The 19385-nt window shown below is 40.1% G+C and carries 13 protein-coding genes and 1 riboswitch; of the genes, 8 read left to right on the forward strand and 5 right to left on the reverse strand.

Annotated features, from left to right (window positions below):
- Positions 1 to 27 precede the first annotated feature (27 nt).
- The 3 genes from ACYTR8_RS04375 to nrdI form a co-directional block, all read right to left on the reverse strand.
- On the reverse strand, positions 28 to 579 hold the full coding sequence (locus ACYTR8_RS04375; protein ID WP_479641728.1) for an ECF transporter S component: 552 nt from the start codon (positions 577 to 579) through the stop codon (positions 28 to 30).
- Positions 580 to 582: 3 nt separating this feature from the next.
- Positions 583 to 1563, reverse strand: coding sequence for a nucleoside hydrolase (locus ACYTR8_RS04380; RefSeq protein ID WP_479641729.1), 981 nt, complete (start codon positions 1561 to 1563; stop codon positions 583 to 585).
- A 182-nt stretch (positions 1564 to 1745) separates the two neighbouring features.
- Positions 1746 to 1790: riboswitch (PreQ1 riboswitch) on the reverse strand.
- Positions 1791 to 1844: 54 nt separating this feature from the next.
- Entirely contained in the window at positions 1845 to 2312 is a 468-nt protein-coding gene (gene nrdI / locus ACYTR8_RS04385) for a class Ib ribonucleoside-diphosphate reductase assembly flavoprotein NrdI (protein WP_111714986.1), read from the reverse strand.
- A gap of 487 nt (positions 2313 to 2799) precedes the next feature.
- Here nrdI and ACYTR8_RS04390 point away from each other — a divergent pair, with 487 nt between their 5' ends.
- A complete protein-coding gene (locus tag ACYTR8_RS04390) occupies positions 2800 to 4329 on the forward strand; it encodes a helix-turn-helix domain-containing protein (protein WP_479641730.1) in 1530 nt (509 codons plus the stop codon).
- 186 nt (positions 4330 to 4515) lie between these two features.
- Positions 4516 to 5898, forward strand: coding sequence for a YSIRK-type signal peptide-containing protein (locus ACYTR8_RS04395; protein WP_479641731.1), 1383 nt, complete (start codon positions 4516 to 4518; stop codon positions 5896 to 5898).
- A 203-nt stretch (positions 5899 to 6101) separates the two neighbouring features.
- Here ACYTR8_RS04395 and ACYTR8_RS04400 read toward each other — a convergent pair whose 3' ends face one another.
- On the reverse strand, positions 6102 to 8471 hold the full coding sequence (locus tag ACYTR8_RS04400; RefSeq protein ID WP_479641744.1) for a bifunctional 2',3'-cyclic-nucleotide 2'-phosphodiesterase/3'-nucleotidase: 2370 nt from the start codon (positions 8469 to 8471) through the stop codon (positions 6102 to 6104).
- Positions 8472 to 8725: 254 nt separating this feature from the next.
- On the opposite strand from ACYTR8_RS04400, the gene ACYTR8_RS04405 reads away from it, so the two are divergent.
- Together ACYTR8_RS04405 and dtd are read left to right on the forward strand one after the other, a co-directional pair.
- The gene (locus tag ACYTR8_RS04405) at positions 8726 to 10945 is read left to right on the forward strand and encodes a RelA/SpoT family protein (RefSeq protein ID WP_434177386.1); all 2220 of its coding nucleotides are present in this window, start codon (positions 8726 to 8728) and stop codon (positions 10943 to 10945) included.
- Between the two features lie 13 nt (positions 10946 to 10958).
- The gene (dtd, locus tag ACYTR8_RS04410) at positions 10959 to 11402 is read left to right on the forward strand and encodes a D-aminoacyl-tRNA deacylase (RefSeq protein WP_479641732.1); all 444 of its coding nucleotides are present in this window, start codon (positions 10959 to 10961) and stop codon (positions 11400 to 11402) included.
- Positions 11403 to 11667: 265 nt separating this feature from the next.
- Here the strand turns inward: dtd and ACYTR8_RS04415 are convergent, their stop codons facing one another.
- Positions 11668 to 12918, reverse strand: a complete 1251-nt coding sequence (locus tag ACYTR8_RS04415; RefSeq protein WP_111714994.1) for a kinase — start codon at positions 12916 to 12918, stop codon at positions 11668 to 11670.
- Positions 12919 to 13408: 490 nt separating this feature from the next.
- Here ACYTR8_RS04415 and ACYTR8_RS04420 point away from each other — a divergent pair, with 490 nt between their 5' ends.
- The 4 genes from ACYTR8_RS04420 to ACYTR8_RS04435 all read left to right on the forward strand — a co-directional run bounded on the left by ACYTR8_RS04420 (position 13409) and on the right by ACYTR8_RS04435 (position 19149).
- Positions 13409 to 14257: a helix-turn-helix domain-containing protein gene (locus ACYTR8_RS04420; RefSeq protein WP_269759973.1), complete on the forward strand. Its 849-nt coding sequence runs from the start codon at positions 13409 to 13411 to the stop codon at positions 14255 to 14257.
- 595 nt (positions 14258 to 14852) lie between these two features.
- On the forward strand, positions 14853 to 15986 hold the full coding sequence (locus ACYTR8_RS04425) for an ABC transporter ATP-binding protein (RefSeq protein ID WP_111714999.1): 1134 nt from the start codon (positions 14853 to 14855) through the stop codon (positions 15984 to 15986).
- An 81-nt stretch (positions 15987 to 16067) separates the two neighbouring features.
- Positions 16068 to 17675 (forward strand): glucan 1,6-alpha-glucosidase DexB, encoded by a 1608-nt coding sequence (gene dexB, locus ACYTR8_RS04430; protein ID WP_479641733.1) that lies wholly within the window; start codon positions 16068 to 16070, stop codon positions 17673 to 17675.
- A 397-nt stretch (positions 17676 to 18072) separates the two neighbouring features.
- Positions 18073 to 19149, forward strand: coding sequence for a hypothetical protein (locus ACYTR8_RS04435; protein ID WP_443597354.1), 1077 nt, complete (start codon positions 18073 to 18075; stop codon positions 19147 to 19149).
- Positions 19150 to 19385: the final 236 nt, after the last annotated feature.

Genomic DNA, 19385 nt, shown 5'->3' on the forward strand with positions numbered 1-19385 from the left:
TAACATTTTTCAAGACACAAGATCCTTCTAAATCTGGAAAAGATGAGGCAATTGTTTCTGTAAAGCCTTGCTAATCATGAGGACGAGGAGTAGACTAACCAAACGGTCTAAATAATCCGTACCTGCCTGAATGACAATAACACTGACCGTTAAGTCAATCCCCAATCCATGTAACATCTGCACCAAGAGACTGGAGCCACTTGAGGTGATCCCTTTAAAGAGAGTAACCGTAATGATAGAAGCCACTAGTGTGCCAGGAAAGGAAATACACAAAGCCTTCCAAATCAAGTCCTTAGCTTTGCTGTTTTGGCGCAGGAAAACCCCAGCAGTCAAAGCAGTAATGATGGCCACTGGAGCATAAAAGAGGGCGAAAATATCCGTTGTCATCCAAGAAAGAAGCGCGCTAACAATAGCAGTCACTGCGCCAAGCCAAGGGCCAAATAAAAGAGCGATTAGTAGTGTGCCTACCATGTCCAGGTAAAGGGGCAATTTGAGAAAGAGGGCGATATTAGCTCCTAGATAGTTAAGAGCAATTGCAGCAGCGATAAAGGTTAAAACCTGTGTTTTGATTTTTGTCATGTCTTATCCTAACTGTAAATGGTCAAGGTCTTGAACGACCTGATGCAAAGGGACTTCTAAAATAGTAGCGATGAATTCGGACCAAAAAGCCTTGCTGTTCACCGTCGTCAAAATATGGCTGTTTGCCTTCTTATGGTAAAAATCGTATTGATCGACAACGGTTTGACCAAGAGCAATCCCTTCTGTTGCCACATCCGTATAACTGTCAAAACCTTGGCAAATGGTAGGAGTTAAGAAATAGACCACGGCAAGAGGGTCATTGATGACGCAGCCAATCAGGTGTTCGCATTCCCAATGGAAATCAAAATAAAAACGGGTGATGTTTTCAATAAAGACAGTTTCCTCAGGATTGAGTCGAGCCATGTAAGACAAGTGATTTGGGGTCAAGACAATCTGTCTCGTCACATCTAGCCCCACCATTTCAAGTTTGCGGCCCAGCTGTTTAAAGGTTAGTCTGGCTGCATGAGGATCACACCAATAATTGTACTCGGCCACCGGAGAACAATTGCCATGAGCTTTGAAGGCACCTCCCATGCTAACAAAGCGGTGGCAATGTTTGCCCATATTTGGGTTTTGACCCAAAGCTTCTGCCACATTGGTCAATGGACCAAGGGCGATAATAGCCGTCTCAGAGGGCTCAGCGAAATGCTGGGCTAAAAAATCAGCAGCGGTCAGGGCTTCAGCTTCTTTGATTACTGAAGGTTGGAGCAGGCTATCGCCGAGACCGTCTATACCGTGGGTATCCTGGGCAGAGACATAGTCCCTTTCTAGAGGAATCCCACGTCCTAGATAAATGGGAATATCAAGGCGGTTCACCCGTTCTAAAAGAAGAATGGTATTTTGTAAGCCGATGGAAACAGGGACATTGCCTTGAACCAGTGTAATGGCGATGACCTCAAGTTTCGGGTGCTTCAGGGCATACAAAAGCGCTAAGCTATCGTCAATACCAGGATCGCAGTCAATAATAATAGGTTGCTTAGTCATAAAAACCTTTCTAATGAGTAACAGAGCTCCTCTTACCTTGAGGAGAAAAATAGCTAACAACAACATCAGTCAAAACAAAAAAAGTCTGAGACAGGACGTCCCAGACTGGAAAAAACGGTAACAGGTGTTAAATAGAAGACACCAAATAGCACCTGACAAGGCGTTGTCAGGTTGTGAAAGCTTGTTACTTAGTTTTTTATTCTGGGAAGTTTTCGAACCAGTCCAGGAAATCCCTGATTTGTGTAACCTTAGTCTACTATGATTTGAGACACTTGTAAAGCTTAGCCTTCAGAAGAAGCCCTAAACGCGTCTCTCCTCTCTAATATAATGTTCGCTAAACGCTCGATATCATCATTTGTGCCCCGCAATTCAAAATCACCAAGCATGGGAAAGCCAAAGCGCTTAGCATATTGTTTAGCAGTCAGGCAATATTGGTTGTTAAAATTCTTATTCCCCGAACCAATAATCCCCATACAATATTTATAATTGTCATGAGCTGCTATAAAATCGCCTAGAGGGTTGGTCAGAATCTCTACCTCGCCAGAGTCAACGCCGTTTCCACCTTCTAGATAAGTGGGCAGCATCGCCACAAAATCCTCCTCAACGGGAAAAGTTTCGTGCTTCAAATCTTTAATGTTAATCTGGTTAACATGGCACCCCTGGTTTTCGGCTAAATAAAGGGACAGCCGTTTCACAAAACTAAGGGTATTTCCGCTAAGGCTGATAAAAACAATGGTTAAGTCTGACATAAAAACTCCTATCTAAACTATCAGTCATCACTACCAAGATTAGCACAAGTCATAGCAACAAACAAGTTATAGCCTTTCAAAACTGTCTGAAATGTTTCCTATTGAATAAGATAAAGAGGTATTTACTTGGCACTGAAGTGAGGGTCAGGGTTACGTCTCTCATACTGTTATAAAATAAGTCAAAAAGTTAAAAAAAGAAAAAAATATGACCCGTTAGGGGATATTAAAATGTATCTAATTGTCCGAAATTAGAGAAAAAAGCTAAAATAAGACAATTTGAAGAACTGGTTCGGTTCACTTTTTTAATTTGAGGAAAAAAACTTGGTGTTTAAAAAGTTGATTTTCACAGTTGTTAGCTGAACCATCAGTTAAGTTGATAGGTTCTCCAAGACTAAGTATGTTATAATTTAGTCGTTTTGCAACAAAGTTATCGACTGAAACAGTCACTAGATAAATTGAAATCACTAAAGAAGGACATAAAACTGACATGACGCATGCTAGTAAACTTTTTACCAAGCAACAATGGAGAGAGCTTGAGTTAATTGCCCACTTAACAGAACATTCAGAGAGAATGGGATACAAGGATAGAGAACTGTGCAAAGTACTGGATATAACGGTGTCAACCTTACAGGCCTGTATTGCTAATTTGCAATTTATGGAATCCCTCGGTCGGATTACTTACGAAGACGGTTACTTAACCATTGACTATAATGATTACTGTGGCTTGCAGGAAGTCTATCAAAGGGGGCTGAGAGAATCCCAGTCCTTACAGCTCTTGTCAGCCTTGTTTTTTAAAGAGTTTGATTCTTTAGAGGATTTAGCAGAAGAGTTATTTATTAGTCTATCAACGTTAAAGCGACTCATCACCAGAACAAACATCTATCTTAGAAAAGAATTTGATATTAAGATTTCAACAAGCCCTGTTATGGTTGTGGGAAATGAGCATCAAATCCGCTTGTTTTATCTTAAATACTTCTCAGAAGCCTACACTATTTCCGAATGGCCATTTGATGGTGTTATCAATCAACATGATGTTGAGCGTTTCATTGATTTAATGGTAAAACAAACAGATGTCATCATAAATTTTGCGCTATTTCAACATTTGAAACTACTGTGTGGGGTCAATTTGATTCGCTTTCACAAAGGATTTACCCTTAATCGACAACGTAAAGGACTAGAAAATCTTTTTCTTAAAACGTTGGAAGATTCTTTGGAAATGAAAGACCTATCCTCCCTATTTGCTTTGAAATTTAATCGTCCTTTGGAGGAAGTGGCTCTTTCTGAGATTTTTTCAAATTACATGAATGAGGAATTAGAACTAGGAGCATCTTTTCAATTAGGCGTTAAAGGAAAAGAGGAAGTTTTATCACCTAAAAATATAGTTTCATGGATTTCTTTGCTAGACAATATAGAGAGTACTCTCGGATTAAGCATATCTAATAAATATGAACTTGCTAGACATCTTCAGACAACTGTTATCGTGGGAGAAGAAGATATCAGCGCCAATTTCTTAATCTATGATTATAAAAAAGAGTACATTCGTTTTTTTGAGAAGCATTATCAGTTGATTTATGAGACTTTCGTTGCTTCCGTCAGGGAACTCTTTAGTTTAGGTGGCAAAAAGCTAAGCGAAATAATGCTAAATCATTTATTATATTGTCTCTTTATTACTTGGGAAAATCTTTTTTTAAAAATTAGTCATTCGAGACGTAAGTTGAAACTTCTGGTGATTGAGAGATCTTATAATAACGTAGGAAACTTTTTAAAAGCCTATTTCGGAGAGTTTTTTGAGATCATGAATTTTGCCGAATTAAACACTACAACAATTGATTTAACTGCCTTAGAGAAAGAATACGATGTAATCGTCACAGATGTTATCCTTGAACGAAGTTCTCAAACAGAGATATTGTTTTTTAATCAAATGATTCCTAGTGTAGTTGCTGATAAACTCAACGCTTTCCTAAGAAAAAAAATAGGTGAAGACAGGTTATTTAGTAACGTAGAGCTTTCCAAATGAGATGAAGGGGAAGCGAATATTAAAGATTAAGTGTTTAAAAAATTAGAATTCCAATCTATAAATAGTAAAATTTGAAAAAAGTGGCCTTTTCTTTAAAGTACTTATTGCCTATAATGGTTTTATTGGAGACGGTCTGGAATGAGACCACTCTAAAAAATCTAGGCAAAAGAAAAATAAGGAGAAAAAATGGCTAGAAAGAATACTAATAAGCAATATTCGCTTAGAAAATTAAAAAAAGGTACTGCATCAGTAGCTGTAGCTTTGAGTGTATTAGGAGCGGGATTAGCAAGCCAAACAGAAGTTAAGGCGGAAGAGAATTCTCGAGTTTTAGAAGCTAGACGAGAAGTTTTAAAAGGATTAGGACCATACGCATCTCAATGGTACTATACTTATAACCAGAATCTTAAGCTTCGCGAAGCTATTGCTAGACGTGATAACATTATCGATCAACAAAGCAAAACAATTGAAAAAGAGGTTGAAGATTACAATAAGTTATTAGACGAAAGTCGAGCTCAAGCTGAAGAAAGTCATCTCAAAGCTAAGGCAGCAGCAGAAGAAATTAAATCTTTACTAGATGAGCAAGCATCTTTAGATAAAAAAGTTGAGCTAGGAAATCGTCAACTTGAATTTAAAAATGCACAAATTTCAGAACTAGTTGCGGAAGCTGCTAACCTAAATGAACAAATTGAAAAATTAAATGAAGAAAAAGTTAATGCTGAAGAGCAATCTAATGAGCAGTTAGAATTTAAAAATCAACAAATTGCTGAATTAGTTGGTAAAAAAGCTGAGCTTGAAGCGGAATTAGCTAAGGCTGAGGAAGATCGAGCAATGTATGATCGCATGATTGAGGCAGCGAAACGTGAGTTAGCAGAACTGCAAACTAAATTAGATGAATCTAATGCAGATAAAGCTAAGTTAGAATCAGAAACAGCGATTTTAGAAAAATTGATTGAATCTGGCAAACGTGAACTTGCTGAACAACAAGCTAAATTAGATGCGGCAAACGCTGACAACGCAAAACTAGCAGAAGACAAACAAGTCTTGGAAGCAAGCCGTAAACGCACCAACCGTGATTTAGAGGCAGCTCGTGACGCTAAGAAAGCCACAGAAGCAGAATTGGCTGATGCTAACGCTAAAGTGTCACAATTGCAAGAAGAAAAACAAATCTTGGAAGCAAGCCGCACACGTACTAACCGCGACCTAGAAGCATCAAGAGCAGCAAAACAGAAAGTTGAAGCAGAACTTGAAGCAGCTAAAGCAGAAGTTGCTGCGCTTAAAGAAAAATTAGCAAAACAAGCTGAAGACATGGCTAAGAAACCAGAAATGCCAGGAGCTCCTGAAAAAGAAACGATGGATGCTCACAAGCTTGTCCCAGCTACAAAAGTTGTTAAAGACGACAAGAAAGCTGATGGCAAAGCAGCACCTGTTGCTAAGTCAGAAACTAAGGCAGCTACTAACCAATTGCCATCAACTGGTGAAACAGCTAACCCATTCTTCACAGCAGCAGCAATGGCAGTTATGGCAACAGCTGGTGTCGTAGCAGTTGCAAAACGCAAAGAAGAAAACTAAAAAAACATTCCTATTCCCAAAATAAGACAAACTAGCTTTCATTAGCTAGTTTGTTTTTTTATGAAGTCAAGCAGAAAAGCAGTTGAGGAGAATAGACAATAAAACAAATGCCCTCTCCCTATCTTTAATAGATTAGAGAGAAGGCATCTGTTAGTAGTGTCTAAGGCAAGGTGCTAGAGGTCACCTTCTAGCGACAGAAAGCTTTAGTTACGCTCCTGTTTGCGACTAAAGACGGCAGCTAATCCCATTAGGCTAATGCCAAAGAAACCGAGGCCTTTTGAGTCTGCACTACCTGTTGTAGGTAGTTGACTGTCTTTTCCACTAGTTGCTTGGTGTGTTTCTTGGTACACACGGGCTGCTAGTTGATGGATGGCTTGACGATCTTGTTCCGTCAAGGTCTTGCCAGGAAGGGTTGGGTTTGTTGCCTCGGTTTGACGAGGTGCGACATAAGTAAAGCTGTAATCGCCAAAGCCTTCCACAGATGAAGGGCCAACGTAGCTAATGTCCTTGTAGTTACCAATCAAGCCCTTAGCTTTGTCAGCGCTGAGGAAACGAAGGTTGAGGCCTTTGATGGTGTCAGCGAAATACCAGTTGTTATCAGCGCTTGGGTTAATGGTTTTTTCAGCAACGATGTAGTTGATAATGGCTTGACGGTTTTCAAGATTGAGCAGGCGGATAAGGGTAGCATTTTTCACACCAGGGAAATTACCACTCGCACGGTAGTTATTGGTCACGACCATAAACTCTTGTTTCGGATCGATGTCCTTGCCCATGTATTTCAAGTTGCGGACACGACTAGCATCTGGATTGACCAGATTACCTTTGCTGTCGTACTTGTTCTTTTGAGTGGCATCAAACTCGTAGGTAAGCCCATCAATCACATCAAAGTTATAAGTGCGATAGGACGTATTAACCAAATCTTGAGGCTCTGATTTACTTGGGTCAATCGTGTTGAACTGTCCAGCAGACATTTCTAACCATTCTTTCAAATCAGCTCCAGTCACTTTTAAGATAGCAGTGACGTTGTCGTACAGGTAAAGGTCAGCAACATTTTTGATAGCGATTGGACCAGCAGGAATGTCGGTATAAGCTGACGCATCATTTCGTGTTCCTGCTTTGAATGGAGCAGCAGCTGACAATAATGGGAGATTGGCTTCAGGTGTACCAGCCAATTCTTTTTCTGCATACCAGCGTTGCGCATTGTTAACGATTTGAATGGATGGGTCGTCTTTGACCAAGGCAAAATAACTGTTGATTGGGGCTGTGGTTGTTCCAACTTGTTGTCGGACGTAAGCAACGGTGCCATCATGAGCTTCTTTGGCAAGCGCGATGATAGTAGGATCAACTTGGTTTGATTTGCTGTCAATTTTACGTGTTTCAGCACGGCTTAGGTCTTTATTGACCTTCCATTGACCATTGGTGTAAGTGAGGTTCAAATCGATTAAGCCGAGGTGGTCACCGTATTTACCGCCCATTGTGACAGGAACGCCGTTAATCAAGCCTTTTTTACCGTCAACACCTTTGAAGTTATCGTAAAAACTGCCGTCTGGCAAGGCTGGGAAATCAGCATGTGAATGGCCTGTAACCACGGCGTCAACGCCTTCAAGGCTAGCAATTTGGTAACCAACATTTTCTTCACCGACTTCATAGACGTCATCACCGATACCAGTGTGGGCAAGGACAAGGACAAGGTCTGCACCTGCAGCACGAATCGTAGGGATGACTTCTTTGACAGCTTCGACAGCATCCTTGACAGTGACTTTTCCAGTCAGGTTAGCCTTATCCCAGCTCATGATTTGAGGAGGGACAACGCCTGCGATACCGATTTTCAAGGAAACAGCTTTGCCATCTTTATCAGTAAAGGTTTTGGTTAGGATATCAAAGGGTTTAAATTTAGGTTCTCCAGTTTTGGCATCAAGGACATTGGCATTGACAATTGGTAGGCCGGCAGTTGCCATGACACGGTCTAAGTAGTCCAAGCCATAGTTAAATTCGTGGTTACCAAGGGTAGAGGCATCGAAGTTAAGGGCCTTCAAGGCAGCGTACATAGGGTGAACTTCACCAGCTTCAACAGGATCAACAATAGCTTTGTAGGTAGCTAATGGGGTTCCTTGGAGGATATCACCATTATCGACGAGCACAACGTTACTGTTTTCTTTTTTGGCTGCATCAATAAGCACCGCTGTTTTGGCTAAGCCAAGGGACTGGGCTTCCTTGTCTTGGTAATAGTCATAGTTGACCAAATTAGAGTGGAGGTCCGTTGTTGATAGAATACGAACGTCAACAGATTGCCCTTCCACAGGCGCCGTCACGGTAGCGTTGTCAGCTGATGCAGTTGTCATTTCAGAACTTGTTGGGTTTACAGGGCTTGGAACGGCTGTATCAGCAGTAGCTGTTGCTGGCGTGGTATCTGCTACTAGCGGAGCTGTTTCTGCAGTGCTGGTTGTGGTGCTAGCAGTCGTTGTCAGCGGTTCAACAGCAGTGGTTTCCTCTGCTTTGGTAAGCTGGGCAGAGCCAGCAGCAACTAACATGGCCAAAAAAATGGCACTTTTTGACATGTAACCTTTTGTCATCATAAAATCTCCTCATTTTCCTAAAAATGATGTTACCTACTCATTATAGCTCATGAAAGCGATTGTATCAATTAAAAATGCGAACTATCTTTAGGTTTCAGAAAGAAAACATTTGGTTCGTCAAAAAGAAATGAGCTAGTCAAAAACTTTCGATGACGAATGCTTACTCTAACCGCTTTCTTTAAGGATTCCTCCTTTTGCTTTTGGGGTGAAAGTGTTAAAATAGGGAAAAGAAATCTTAGACGAGGAAATAAATGGCAAAAGAAATCAATTTAACAGGAGAAGAAGTTGTTGCCTTAGCAGCCAAATACATGAATGACACTGATGTGGCTTTCGTGAAAAAAGCGTTAGATTATGCAACGGCTGCTCATTTTTATCAAGTGCGAAAGTCAGGAGAACCTTACATTGTGCATCCGATTCAGGTGGCGGGGATTCTGGCAGATTTGCATTTGGATGCTGTGACGGTTGCCTGTGGTTTTTTGCATGACGTGGTAGAAGATACCGATATTACCCTAGATAACATGGAATTCGACTTTGGCAAAGATGTTCGTGATATTGTTGACGGGGTAACCAAGTTAGGTAAGGTAGAGTATAAATCGCACGAAGAACAGTTAGCTGAAAATCACCGTAAAATGTTGATGGCCATGTCCAAAGACATTCGAGTGATTTTGGTGAAATTGGCTGACCGCCTGCATAATATGCGAACCCTCAAGCATTTGCGTAAGGACAAGCAAGAACGCATTTCGCGCGAAACCATGGAAATTTATGCTCCCTTGGCGCACCGCTTGGGGATTAGTCGTATCAAATGGGAATTAGAAGATCTGGCTTTCCGTTACCTGAACGAAACAGAATTTTATAAGATTTCCCATATGATGAATGAAAAACGTCGCGAGCGTGAAGCTTTGGTGGATGATATTGTTACCAAAATCAAGTCATATACCACTGAGCAAGGCTTGTTTGGTGACGTCTATGGTCGACCAAAACACATTTATTCCATTTATCGGAAAATGCGGGACAAGAAAAAACGCTTTGATCAGATTTTTGATTTGATTGCTATTCGTTGTGTCATGGAAACGCAGAGCGATGTTTATGCCATGGTCGGTTACATTCACGAGTTGTGGCGTCCAATGCCGGGCCGTTTCAAAGACTACATTGCTGCGCCGAAGGCTAATGGTTACCAGTCCATTCATACCACCGTGTATGGCCCTAAAGGACCGATTGAGATTCAAATCCGCACCAAGGAAATGCACCAAGTGGCTGAGTACGGGGTAGCTGCTCACTGGGCTTATAAAAAAGGCGTCCGCGGCAAGGTTAATCAGGCCGAACAAAAGGTTGGCATGAACTGGATCAAAGAGCTTGTGGAGTTACAAGATGCGTCAAATGGCGATGCAGTGGACTTTGTGGACTCGGTCAAAGAAGACATTTTCTCAGAACGTATCTACGTCTTTACACCGACAGGTGCTGTGCAGGAATTGCCAAAAGACTCGGGACCAATTGATTTTGCCTATGCCATTCACACGCAAGTGGGTGAAAAAGCGACAGGGGCCAAAGTTAATGGCCGTATGGTTCCCCTTACAGCCAAATTAAAAACGGGAGATGTGGTGGAAATCGTCACCAACCCTAACTCTTTTGGGCCAAGCCGTGACTGGATTAAGTTGGTAAAAACCAATAAAGCCCGTAATAAGATTCGTCAGTTCTTTAAAAACCAAGACAAAGAGTTGTCAGTGAATAAAGGCCGTGACATGCTGGTTTCTTATTTCCAAGAGCAGGGCTATGTTGCCAATAAATACCTTGATAAAAAACGCATTGAAGCTATTTTGCCAAAAGTCAGTGTGAAGAGCGAAGAATCTCTCTACGCAGCGGTTGGTTTTGGCGACATTAGTCCGGTCAGTGTCTTTAATAAATTAACTGAAAAAGAACGCCGTGAAGAGGAAAGAGCCAAGGCTAAAGCAGAAGCAGAAGAATTGGTCAACGGTGGCGAAATCAAGCACGAAAACAAGGATGTTCTCAAGGTTCGCAGTGAAAATGGTGTTATTATCCAAGGGGCTTCAGGACTCTTAATGCGAATCGCCAAGTGTTGTAACCCTGTACCTGGGGATCCCATTGAAGGCTATATTACCAAGGGGCGTGGCATTGCCATCCACCGTGCGGATTGTAATAACATCAAGAGTCAAGATGGCTACCAAGAGCGTCTCATCGAAGTGGAATGGGATTTGGATAACTCCAGCAAAGATTACCAAGCTGAAATTGATATTTATGGGCTCAATCGTAGTGGCCTTCTCAATGACGTCCTCCAGATTTTGTCTAATTCTACCAAGAGTATTTCCACCGTTAATGCCCAGCCAACCAAGGACATGAAGTTTGCAAATATTCATGTGAGCTTTGGCATTCCAAATCTGACGCATCTGACCACAGTGGTGGAAAAAATCAAGGCAGTTCCAGATGTTTACAGTGTGAAGCGGACCAACGGTTAACAAAGGAGACAAGATGAAAATTGTGATGCAACGGGTCAAAGAAGCTTCTGTTTCTATTGATGGGAAAATTGCTGGCGCTATCAATCAAGGGTTATTGCTGTTAGTAGGAGTTGGACCGGATGATGATACAGAAGATTTGGCTTACGCTGTGCGAAAAATAGTCGACATGCGTATTTTTTCAGATGCCGATGACAAGATGAATTTGTCTATCCAAGATATTAAAGGTAGTATCTTATCGATTTCGCAATTTACCCTCTATGCCGATACTAAAAAGGGGAACCGTCCTGCCTTTACAGGAGCTGCAAAGCCTGATATGGCTAGCCAGTTTTATGATCGCTTTAATGAACAATTGGCAGAATTTGTGCCTGTAGAGCGTGGCGTTTTTGGAGCTGATATGCAGGTCAGTCTGATTAACGATGGCCCAGTTACCATCATCCTAGATACCAAAAATCGCTAGAGATTGGAGATGGGTTTGCTTTTAGAAGCGCGTTATTAACTTAAAAAAAGGTGATTCTACAATAGAAGTCACCTTTTTTAGCATACAGCACAAGAATAGCTGTTATGAATAATTTTTTACATTTATACGGCTAACAAGTTGCTGGAAGTCCTGGTACTGATATCCCTTAAGTGAGAGACAGTTACTAATAAAATGTTTTCGAACCCATATGTTAGCTCAGTGCTGTACCAATAGATTAGAAGTACTATTAAGCTTGTTGCACGTCTTATTTGTTTGATTCGTTGTACCTAGCGATAAACTCTGTTTTAGAAATAGGAATCAGTTCACCTGTAAATTGATAATATTTGCCGTCCTTAGCATAGAATGATTGGACAAAATCCGCTTTAGTAAGATAATTTCTGATTTCTTCCGTTGTGTCATATTCAAATGTTCTAAAGTTATATTCTTGAATCAGTTGCTGTTGTTTGTTTTGTTGGTAAATGGTAATTGGGGTAGGGTTAATGGCATAATCATCCGTATCATCTTTTGAGATGAAGTAAGTTTCATTGATGTGATCATGGTGGGGAGCATAAGTAGTAGGATCTTCAGGAGTATAGTTTGAAGGAGTAGTCTGTGCCAACCGATTTGAGTCCACAACATAATGAAAATCTCTATCTTGATCAATATGGTAGACGAGGCGATGGCTAGTTCCATCAGGGATGTTTGGATCTTGTGTAACGGAAGTGCTGATACGTTTAAGTATCTTATATCCTTCTTTAGCTTCTTTAGTTGTTTCAAAGATACGTTTAGCTGCTTCAAAAAGTTCATCAGATGATACTTTGCTGTCGTAGTATCTTAGACCGGTGAGACCTTCTTTATTAAAATGGTTATCGAAGCTAACGGAGGTTAAGCGCCCCTTTTCCTTTTTTACGAAGTTAACATATTGTGTAATAGCAACAGCATCAGAGTCTTTAATTGGCTTGCCTGCCTTGTCAGTCTTAATCACTTCTTTAAGGTTTCTTTTACTAACAGGTTCGACAAGTACGTTACCGGTAAGTAGGTAAGATTGATTAGCATCATTGTACTGGTTTTCAGCTAGCGTTGAAAAAGTATTGGGACTCATCTCTTCTTGAGTAGCCGTTCTAACAAGCTTTACTTCATGCAAATCAATAACTTTAAAATTCTCCATTGAAGCATCAATGACGTTTTGAACGAACCTCAATAATTCATCCTTTGTATAAGTTTTATTATAGTCGAGTTTTATATCTTGATATTGAGGTAAAACAAGGGTGTTGTGACGACTATCGACTCCGTTTACATTAATCATAAGATATAGCCCAGTGGTGTCTTGATAATCTTTTGAATTAAAGACGGTATCATCTGTTGGTTGGTAAGTTCCTACTTTATAAACAGGCTTGGCGTAATTATTTGCCAAAACTCTAGGTGTTCCTTTTATCCCGCCTAATCCTGCGATAATAATGGTTCCTAAGATTAAATAAGTTTTTATTGTCAATATTCTAGTTGTTCTTGCTGCCATTTTTATAAACTCCTTTTAATTAAATAATCCCAAAATGAGATTTTTTTGCCGGCGACTTAAGCTTAGCAAAATAAACATAGCCCTACAAGAAGAATTTAGTTAGAAAAAAATTTTCAATTAGATTTACATAAATTAAAAATAATAGTATAGAAAGAAAAATACTATATTTTTTTCAAATGAGATAACCAGAATGTTTTTAAATAAACATAAAAAAATTATAATTTTATAATCTTTAAACTAATTTATAATAAAAAATAATGAAAAAAATATTGATTTAAATTAGAAAAAAATATTTTTAACAAAGGGAAAGGTACGGAATTTATGAATTAATTTTCGTTAAAACAATAAAAAATTATAATAAGATATGTCTTTTTTGATGACTTTCAATGATATTTCAAAAGAATGTTTAGTTTTATTGTTTGAGGCTATCGCTTTTTTAAATTATGTTAGGTATGTTATAATGAAATATAATTTAGCTAAAAGGAGGACGATGATGCTGAAAGACCATTTTCCAGACATGCAGCTAGGTGCTCTTCCTTTGACTGATCCTGATTGGATTAGCATTGAAGAGGGAGACCACTATGTGCATTTCCCTAAGGCCAGTTTATCAGAGAGAGAACGGCTCTTACTTGGTTTGGGACGAGATCAACGCCAAATATCTAGTCGTTCGCTGTCGCCTTGGTACCATTACTTGGTGGACCGTCAAGGGAACCCACCTGATATGTTGAAAGATTGTCAGTTGCTTTACTTAAACCATCATCAGCCTTTGTCAGCGGATTTGATTGATTTGTTGCAAAGCATGATTGAGCAGGTTGAAGCCATTCTGCCTATCAGTCAGACGCGGACAGCTTTTCTTTGTGGACAAGACAGTTCAGCTGGCCTCTTGCAATTACTTCGGGACCTCCTGCCAACCATTGAGAGTGATTTTGGTTTGGCTTTGACAGTATTTGTGGGCAATGTCTGGCATCAGTTGGCAGCTAGTAGCCTCAGAGATTGTTTTGAGGAGGAAAATCAGCTGCTCACGGCCTATTTGGCTCAAAAATCCGGAGGAAAGCTATTAACGTTTTCAGAAGTGATGCTTTGGTCTCTGCTCTCTCACCAAACTTTTCCAGCCTTAACACGTCAGTTTCATCACGTATTGACCCAACAAAAAGATATGGCAGAAGTGGTTCAAGCCCTGTGGTTAGAACATGGGAATCTGGTGCAGACTGCTCAGCGCCTCTATATTCATCGCAATTCATTGCAGTACAAACTTGATAAATTTGCTCAGCAATCGGGTCTTCACCTCAAGCAATTGGATGATTTGGCTTTTGCTTATCTTTTTCTCTTGAAATATTAGGGAGGCCATAGGCTTCCTCAAACTGAAGAAAAAGTCTGCTTTCTTCAAAAGTATTATTTTTCATGATACTTGACTTAGGTAGCACGGACGGCGGCAACTCCCTATGGGATTTCATACCTAGATGTTGAGCCTAGGTCTCAAAATATCCGAACATCAGAAACGTCATGTTTCTGGCGTTTTTGGGACGGTGTAAAATATCGAATTTGGGCTCGCCTATGACTAATACAAAAAAAGTGATACTATTTTGTGATGACATTGTACACAACTTTTCTTAGAGGTACTTTGTCTACAACCTGGGAAGGCACCTGGCTTCCTTTTTTGATGCCTTGACTGAAGCTGATAAGGAGAACAATAGACAGTGAAGCTTGTTTTATTTCCTGTGAATGGCCTGTGTTTCAACATGAGTTTCTTGTTTTATTATTCCTCACGACTGGACTAGCCCTGCTATTGTGCAAGGTGCCCAAAGAAATTTGGATGCTTTGCCTGTATTTTGAAAACGCTATCTTTGTTATAATAAATGCATCAAATAAAAGATGTCAGCGGTTTCTAGCCTTGCAGTCAGCTAGAAATCTTGCTGGCCCAATAGGAGTTACACATGGTTGAATTAAATCTAAATCACATCTATAAAAAATATCCAAACACAACGCATTATGCCGTTGAGGACTTTGACTTGGACATTAAAGACAAAGAATTTATCGTCTTTGTTGGGCCGTCAGGATGTGGTAAATCAACAACGCTTCGTATGATCGCTGGTCTTGAAGATATTTCTGAAGGGGAATTGAAAATTGATGGCGAAGTAGTGAATGACAAGTCTCCTAAAGACCGTGATATTGCCATGGTATTCCAAAACTACGCCCTTTACCCACACATGACCGTGTATGATAACATGGCTTTTGGCCTTAAACTACGTAAATATAAAAAAGATGACATTGACCGTCGTGTGAAAGAAGCTGCGGAAATTCTTGGTTTGACCGAATTCTTGGAACGTAAACCTGCTGACCTTTCTGGAGGACAACGCCAACGTGTTGCCATGGGACGTGCTATTGTCCGTGATGCTAAAGTGTTCTTGATGGACGAGCCTTTGTCAAACTTGGATGCGAAGCTTCGTGTGTCCATGCGTGCTGAAATTGCTAAAATTCACCGTCGTATCGGCTCAACAACTATTTACGTTACCCATGACCAAACTGAAGCCATGACTTTGGCAGACCGTATCGTTATCATGAGTGCTACTAAAAACCCTCAAGGAAACGGAACCATCGGTAAAATTGAACAAGTGGGTTCACCACAAGAATTGTACAACCTTCCAGCTAATAAATTCGTTGCTGGCTTTATCGGAAGCCCTGCCATGAACTTCTTTGAAGTGGAGGTTAAAGATGGCCGCATCGTGAGCGAAGATGGCCTTGACATTGCTATTCCAGAGGGACAAGCAAAAATGCTTGAAGCGGCTGGTTATAAAGGTAAAAAAGTCACTTTTGGTATTCGTCCAGAAGACATTTCAAGCAACCAAATCGTGCATGACACTTATCCAAATGCAAATGTGACTGCAGAAGTCTTGGTATCTGAGTTGCTTGGTTCTGAAACCATGCTTTATGTGAAACTTGGCCAAACAGAGTTTGCTTCTCGTGTAGATGCGCGTGATTTCCATAGCCCAGGTGAGCAAGTTAGCTTGACCTTCAATGTGGCAAAAGGTCATTTCTTTGACCTTGATACAGAACAAGCTATTCGTTAAATAGACCTCCTAGAATATAGCAAAATCCTCAAAGGTCTTTTGAGGATTTTGTGTTCTTACTGATTAGAAAAGAGAATGACAATGCAAAAACAATGGTGGCATAAGGCAACAATTTATCAAATTTACCCAAGATCGTTTAAAGACACTAGTGGCAATGGGATTGGCGATTTGAAAGGTATTACCAGTCAGTTGGATTACCTGCAAAAACTTGGCATTACAGCCATTTGGTTATCACCAGTTTACCAATCACCCATGGATGACAATGGCTACGACATCTCTGACTATGAAGCCATTGCAGAAGTTTTTGGGAACATGGACGACATGGATGACCTCTTAGCAGCAGCTAATGAGCGCGGCATTAAGATTATCATGGACTTGGTGGTCAACCACACCTCTGACGAGCATGCCTGGTTTGTTGAAGCTAGAGAAAATCCCAATAGTCCTGAGCGTGATTACTATATTTGGCGTGATGAGCCAAACAACCTCATGTCTATTTTTTCAGGATCTGCTTGGGAATTGGATGAGGCATCAGGACAATATTACTTGCATTTGTTTAGCAAGAAACAGCCTGATTTGAACTGGGAAAATGCTCAGCTGCGCCAAAAAATTTACGACATGATGAATTTCTGGATTGCCAAGGGCATCGGTGGTTTCCGAATGGATGTGATTGACCTGATTGGCAAGATTCCAGATTCGGAAATCACGGGTAACGGGCCGCGCTTACACGATTACCTCAAGGAAATGAATCAAGCAACCTTTGGAAATCATGACGTGATGACTGTCGGTGAGACTTGGGGGGCAACGCCTGAAATTGCTCGCCAGTATTCTCGCCCTGAGAACAAAGAGTTATCCATGGTCTTCCAATTTGAGCATGTGGGCTTGCAACACAAACCAAACGCTCCTAAGTGGGATTATGCGGAAGAACTGGATGTTCCTGCCCTTAAAACCATTTTCAGCAAGTGGCAGACAGAATTGAAGTTGGGAGAAGGCTGGAATTCACTTTTTTGGAATAACCATGACTTGCCACGGGTTTTGTCTATTTGGGGCAATGACAGTACCTATCGTGAAAAGTCTGCCAAAGCTTTGGCTATTTTGCTTCATTTGATGCGAGGCACTCCTTACATTTACCAAGGGGAAGAGATTGGCATGACCAACTATCCTTTTAAAGGCTTAACTGAGGTTGATGATATTGAATCACTCAACTATGCTAAGGAAGCTATGGAGAATGGGGTATCAGCTGCGCGTGTGATGAGTAGTATTCGCAAGGTGGGACGAGACAACGCCAGAACGCCAATGCAGTGGTCTAAGGACACACATGCTGGCTTTTCTGAAGCCCAAGAAACTTGGTTGCCGGTCAATCCTAATTATCAGGAGATTAATGTGGCTGATGCCCTTGCTAACCAGGATTCCATTTTTTACACCTACCAACAACTAATCGCCTTGCGTAAGGAGCAAGACTGGCTAGTTGAAGCGGATTATCACCTCTTGCCAACAGCTGACAAAGTGTTTGCCTACCAACGACAATTTGGAGAAGAGACGTATGTGATTGTTGTCAATGTGTCTGACCAAGAGCAAGTCTTTGCCAAAGATTTAACAGGTGCAGAAGTAATCATCACCAATACAGATGTGGATAAAGTGTTAGAAACCAAGCACCTACAACCTTGGGATGCTTTTTGTGTGAAATGCTAACAATTAACCATTCTTAATGTGACTTGGCTGTCAAAAGTTAGGGACGATATGAGAGGAAGGACTGAGTTCTGTACTATACAGGTCTCAGTCCTTTTAGATTTAAGTAAAAAGATAGAGCAGTTTTGACAGACAAGGATATCAGGATAATCGTCATTACCAATAAGAAATAGGTTATAAAAGACAAGTGTATCGCTAATGTTATTGCTTTTAAAGGATGGGCATGTTAATATTTGGTTAGAAATCGTTTTCAAAAACTGGTTGTGCCATCCTTTTCTTAAATGACTAGAACAATGCTATTTGTATCGTAGAGGGAGTTAGTGAAATAGGAGAATAGGAGAGTAGGAGTACGCCCGACTTCCTATGAAAACTTATGGGTTTCAAGAAAAGAGAAATAAAAATGAAAAAAATAAATAGCTTATGTCAGATTTTAGTAGTAGCAGTAGCTCTTTTGACGTTAACGTCATGTCATCAGAGAAAGGCAAGCAAGCCGTATCAATTGGCTATTTTTGACCAGAATCAGATTACAACCTTCATGATTTCAGGTAATAGCTTAAAGCCTGTTGAGACCATTAAGAGAACAGAAACTAAAATGTTTGATAAGGAAAGTTTTAAAGCTTTGGGCAATCAATATGTGACAAAAACGCTAGAAGGAACTGGTTTAAATGTTTATCTCGAAAAGATAGATAAAAAAACATTAACAGAAGTTATTAGGCCTGCTCCTGGAAATGATGTTTATGCCTCTATAGCGGATAACCAGTATTTTTATACAACTGCAGTCTTTACTGATAGAATAGATTTTTATAAGTTTGATAACCATCTGAACAAGGTCCTGCATAAAAAAATACCTAACCAGGAGTCTTTAAATGCCAGTAACCAATTTTTAATCATCGATGATTATCTTTACTTATTGGTGAGTTATGTTAATAAAAACACGCAGAAACCGGGGACCAGTCTTTGGAAGATGGATAAAACGTTTAATCTTATTGAAACAATAGATTTAGAAGATACCTCTGCTTATCTAAGAATGGTTAATGTGGGCCACAAACTTTACCTTCCAGAAACATTTGCTGGCCGTTTACCTAATGGCGAACCTAAGTCAGGAAATCGGATCATGGTTTTTGATTTGGAGTCAAGAGAAAAAGACTATCTCACCTCATCGGTAAAGTATCCTAAATCGATTGATTATCAGGAGAGCACTAATCAGCTGGTGATAGAAAATGATGGGTTTTACAACACAAACTTCCCGTGGACGACTCACAATTTATCCACCCATGATGAACAAACCATTCGTCACGAAATGCCTAAAGGAAAGGACTATTCTCCTCCATTTTTTGTTAAAAATGACAGGTCATATTATTTCCTTTTTTCTGATTATTTGATTGTATATGATAGCCAATCGGGTCAAAAAACATCTATTTCTTTATCCGAGTTTAACATAGACTCTGCTCACGCTATGATTTTAAATGATTTCTAGAAGAGAAGCGAAGTTTTTTAAAAAAGATTTCAGATTATCAGTTATAAATAGAGGGAGCAGTCATTTGAAGAGAAGACTGCCTATAGTTGAAGGATTCCATAAGAATTTTGCTAATGATAAGCTAGCTGCTTTTGTTAACAAATTTAGTCTTCTTTTATTTATACTTAAGTTTATTCGAGCAAATCTCTGATTGCTTCAATACGTTTTAGGGAGCTTTTTGTGTGAAGCTGTCAGTC

The sequence above is a fragment of the Streptococcus sp. F2 genome (genome assembly GCF_056500955.1).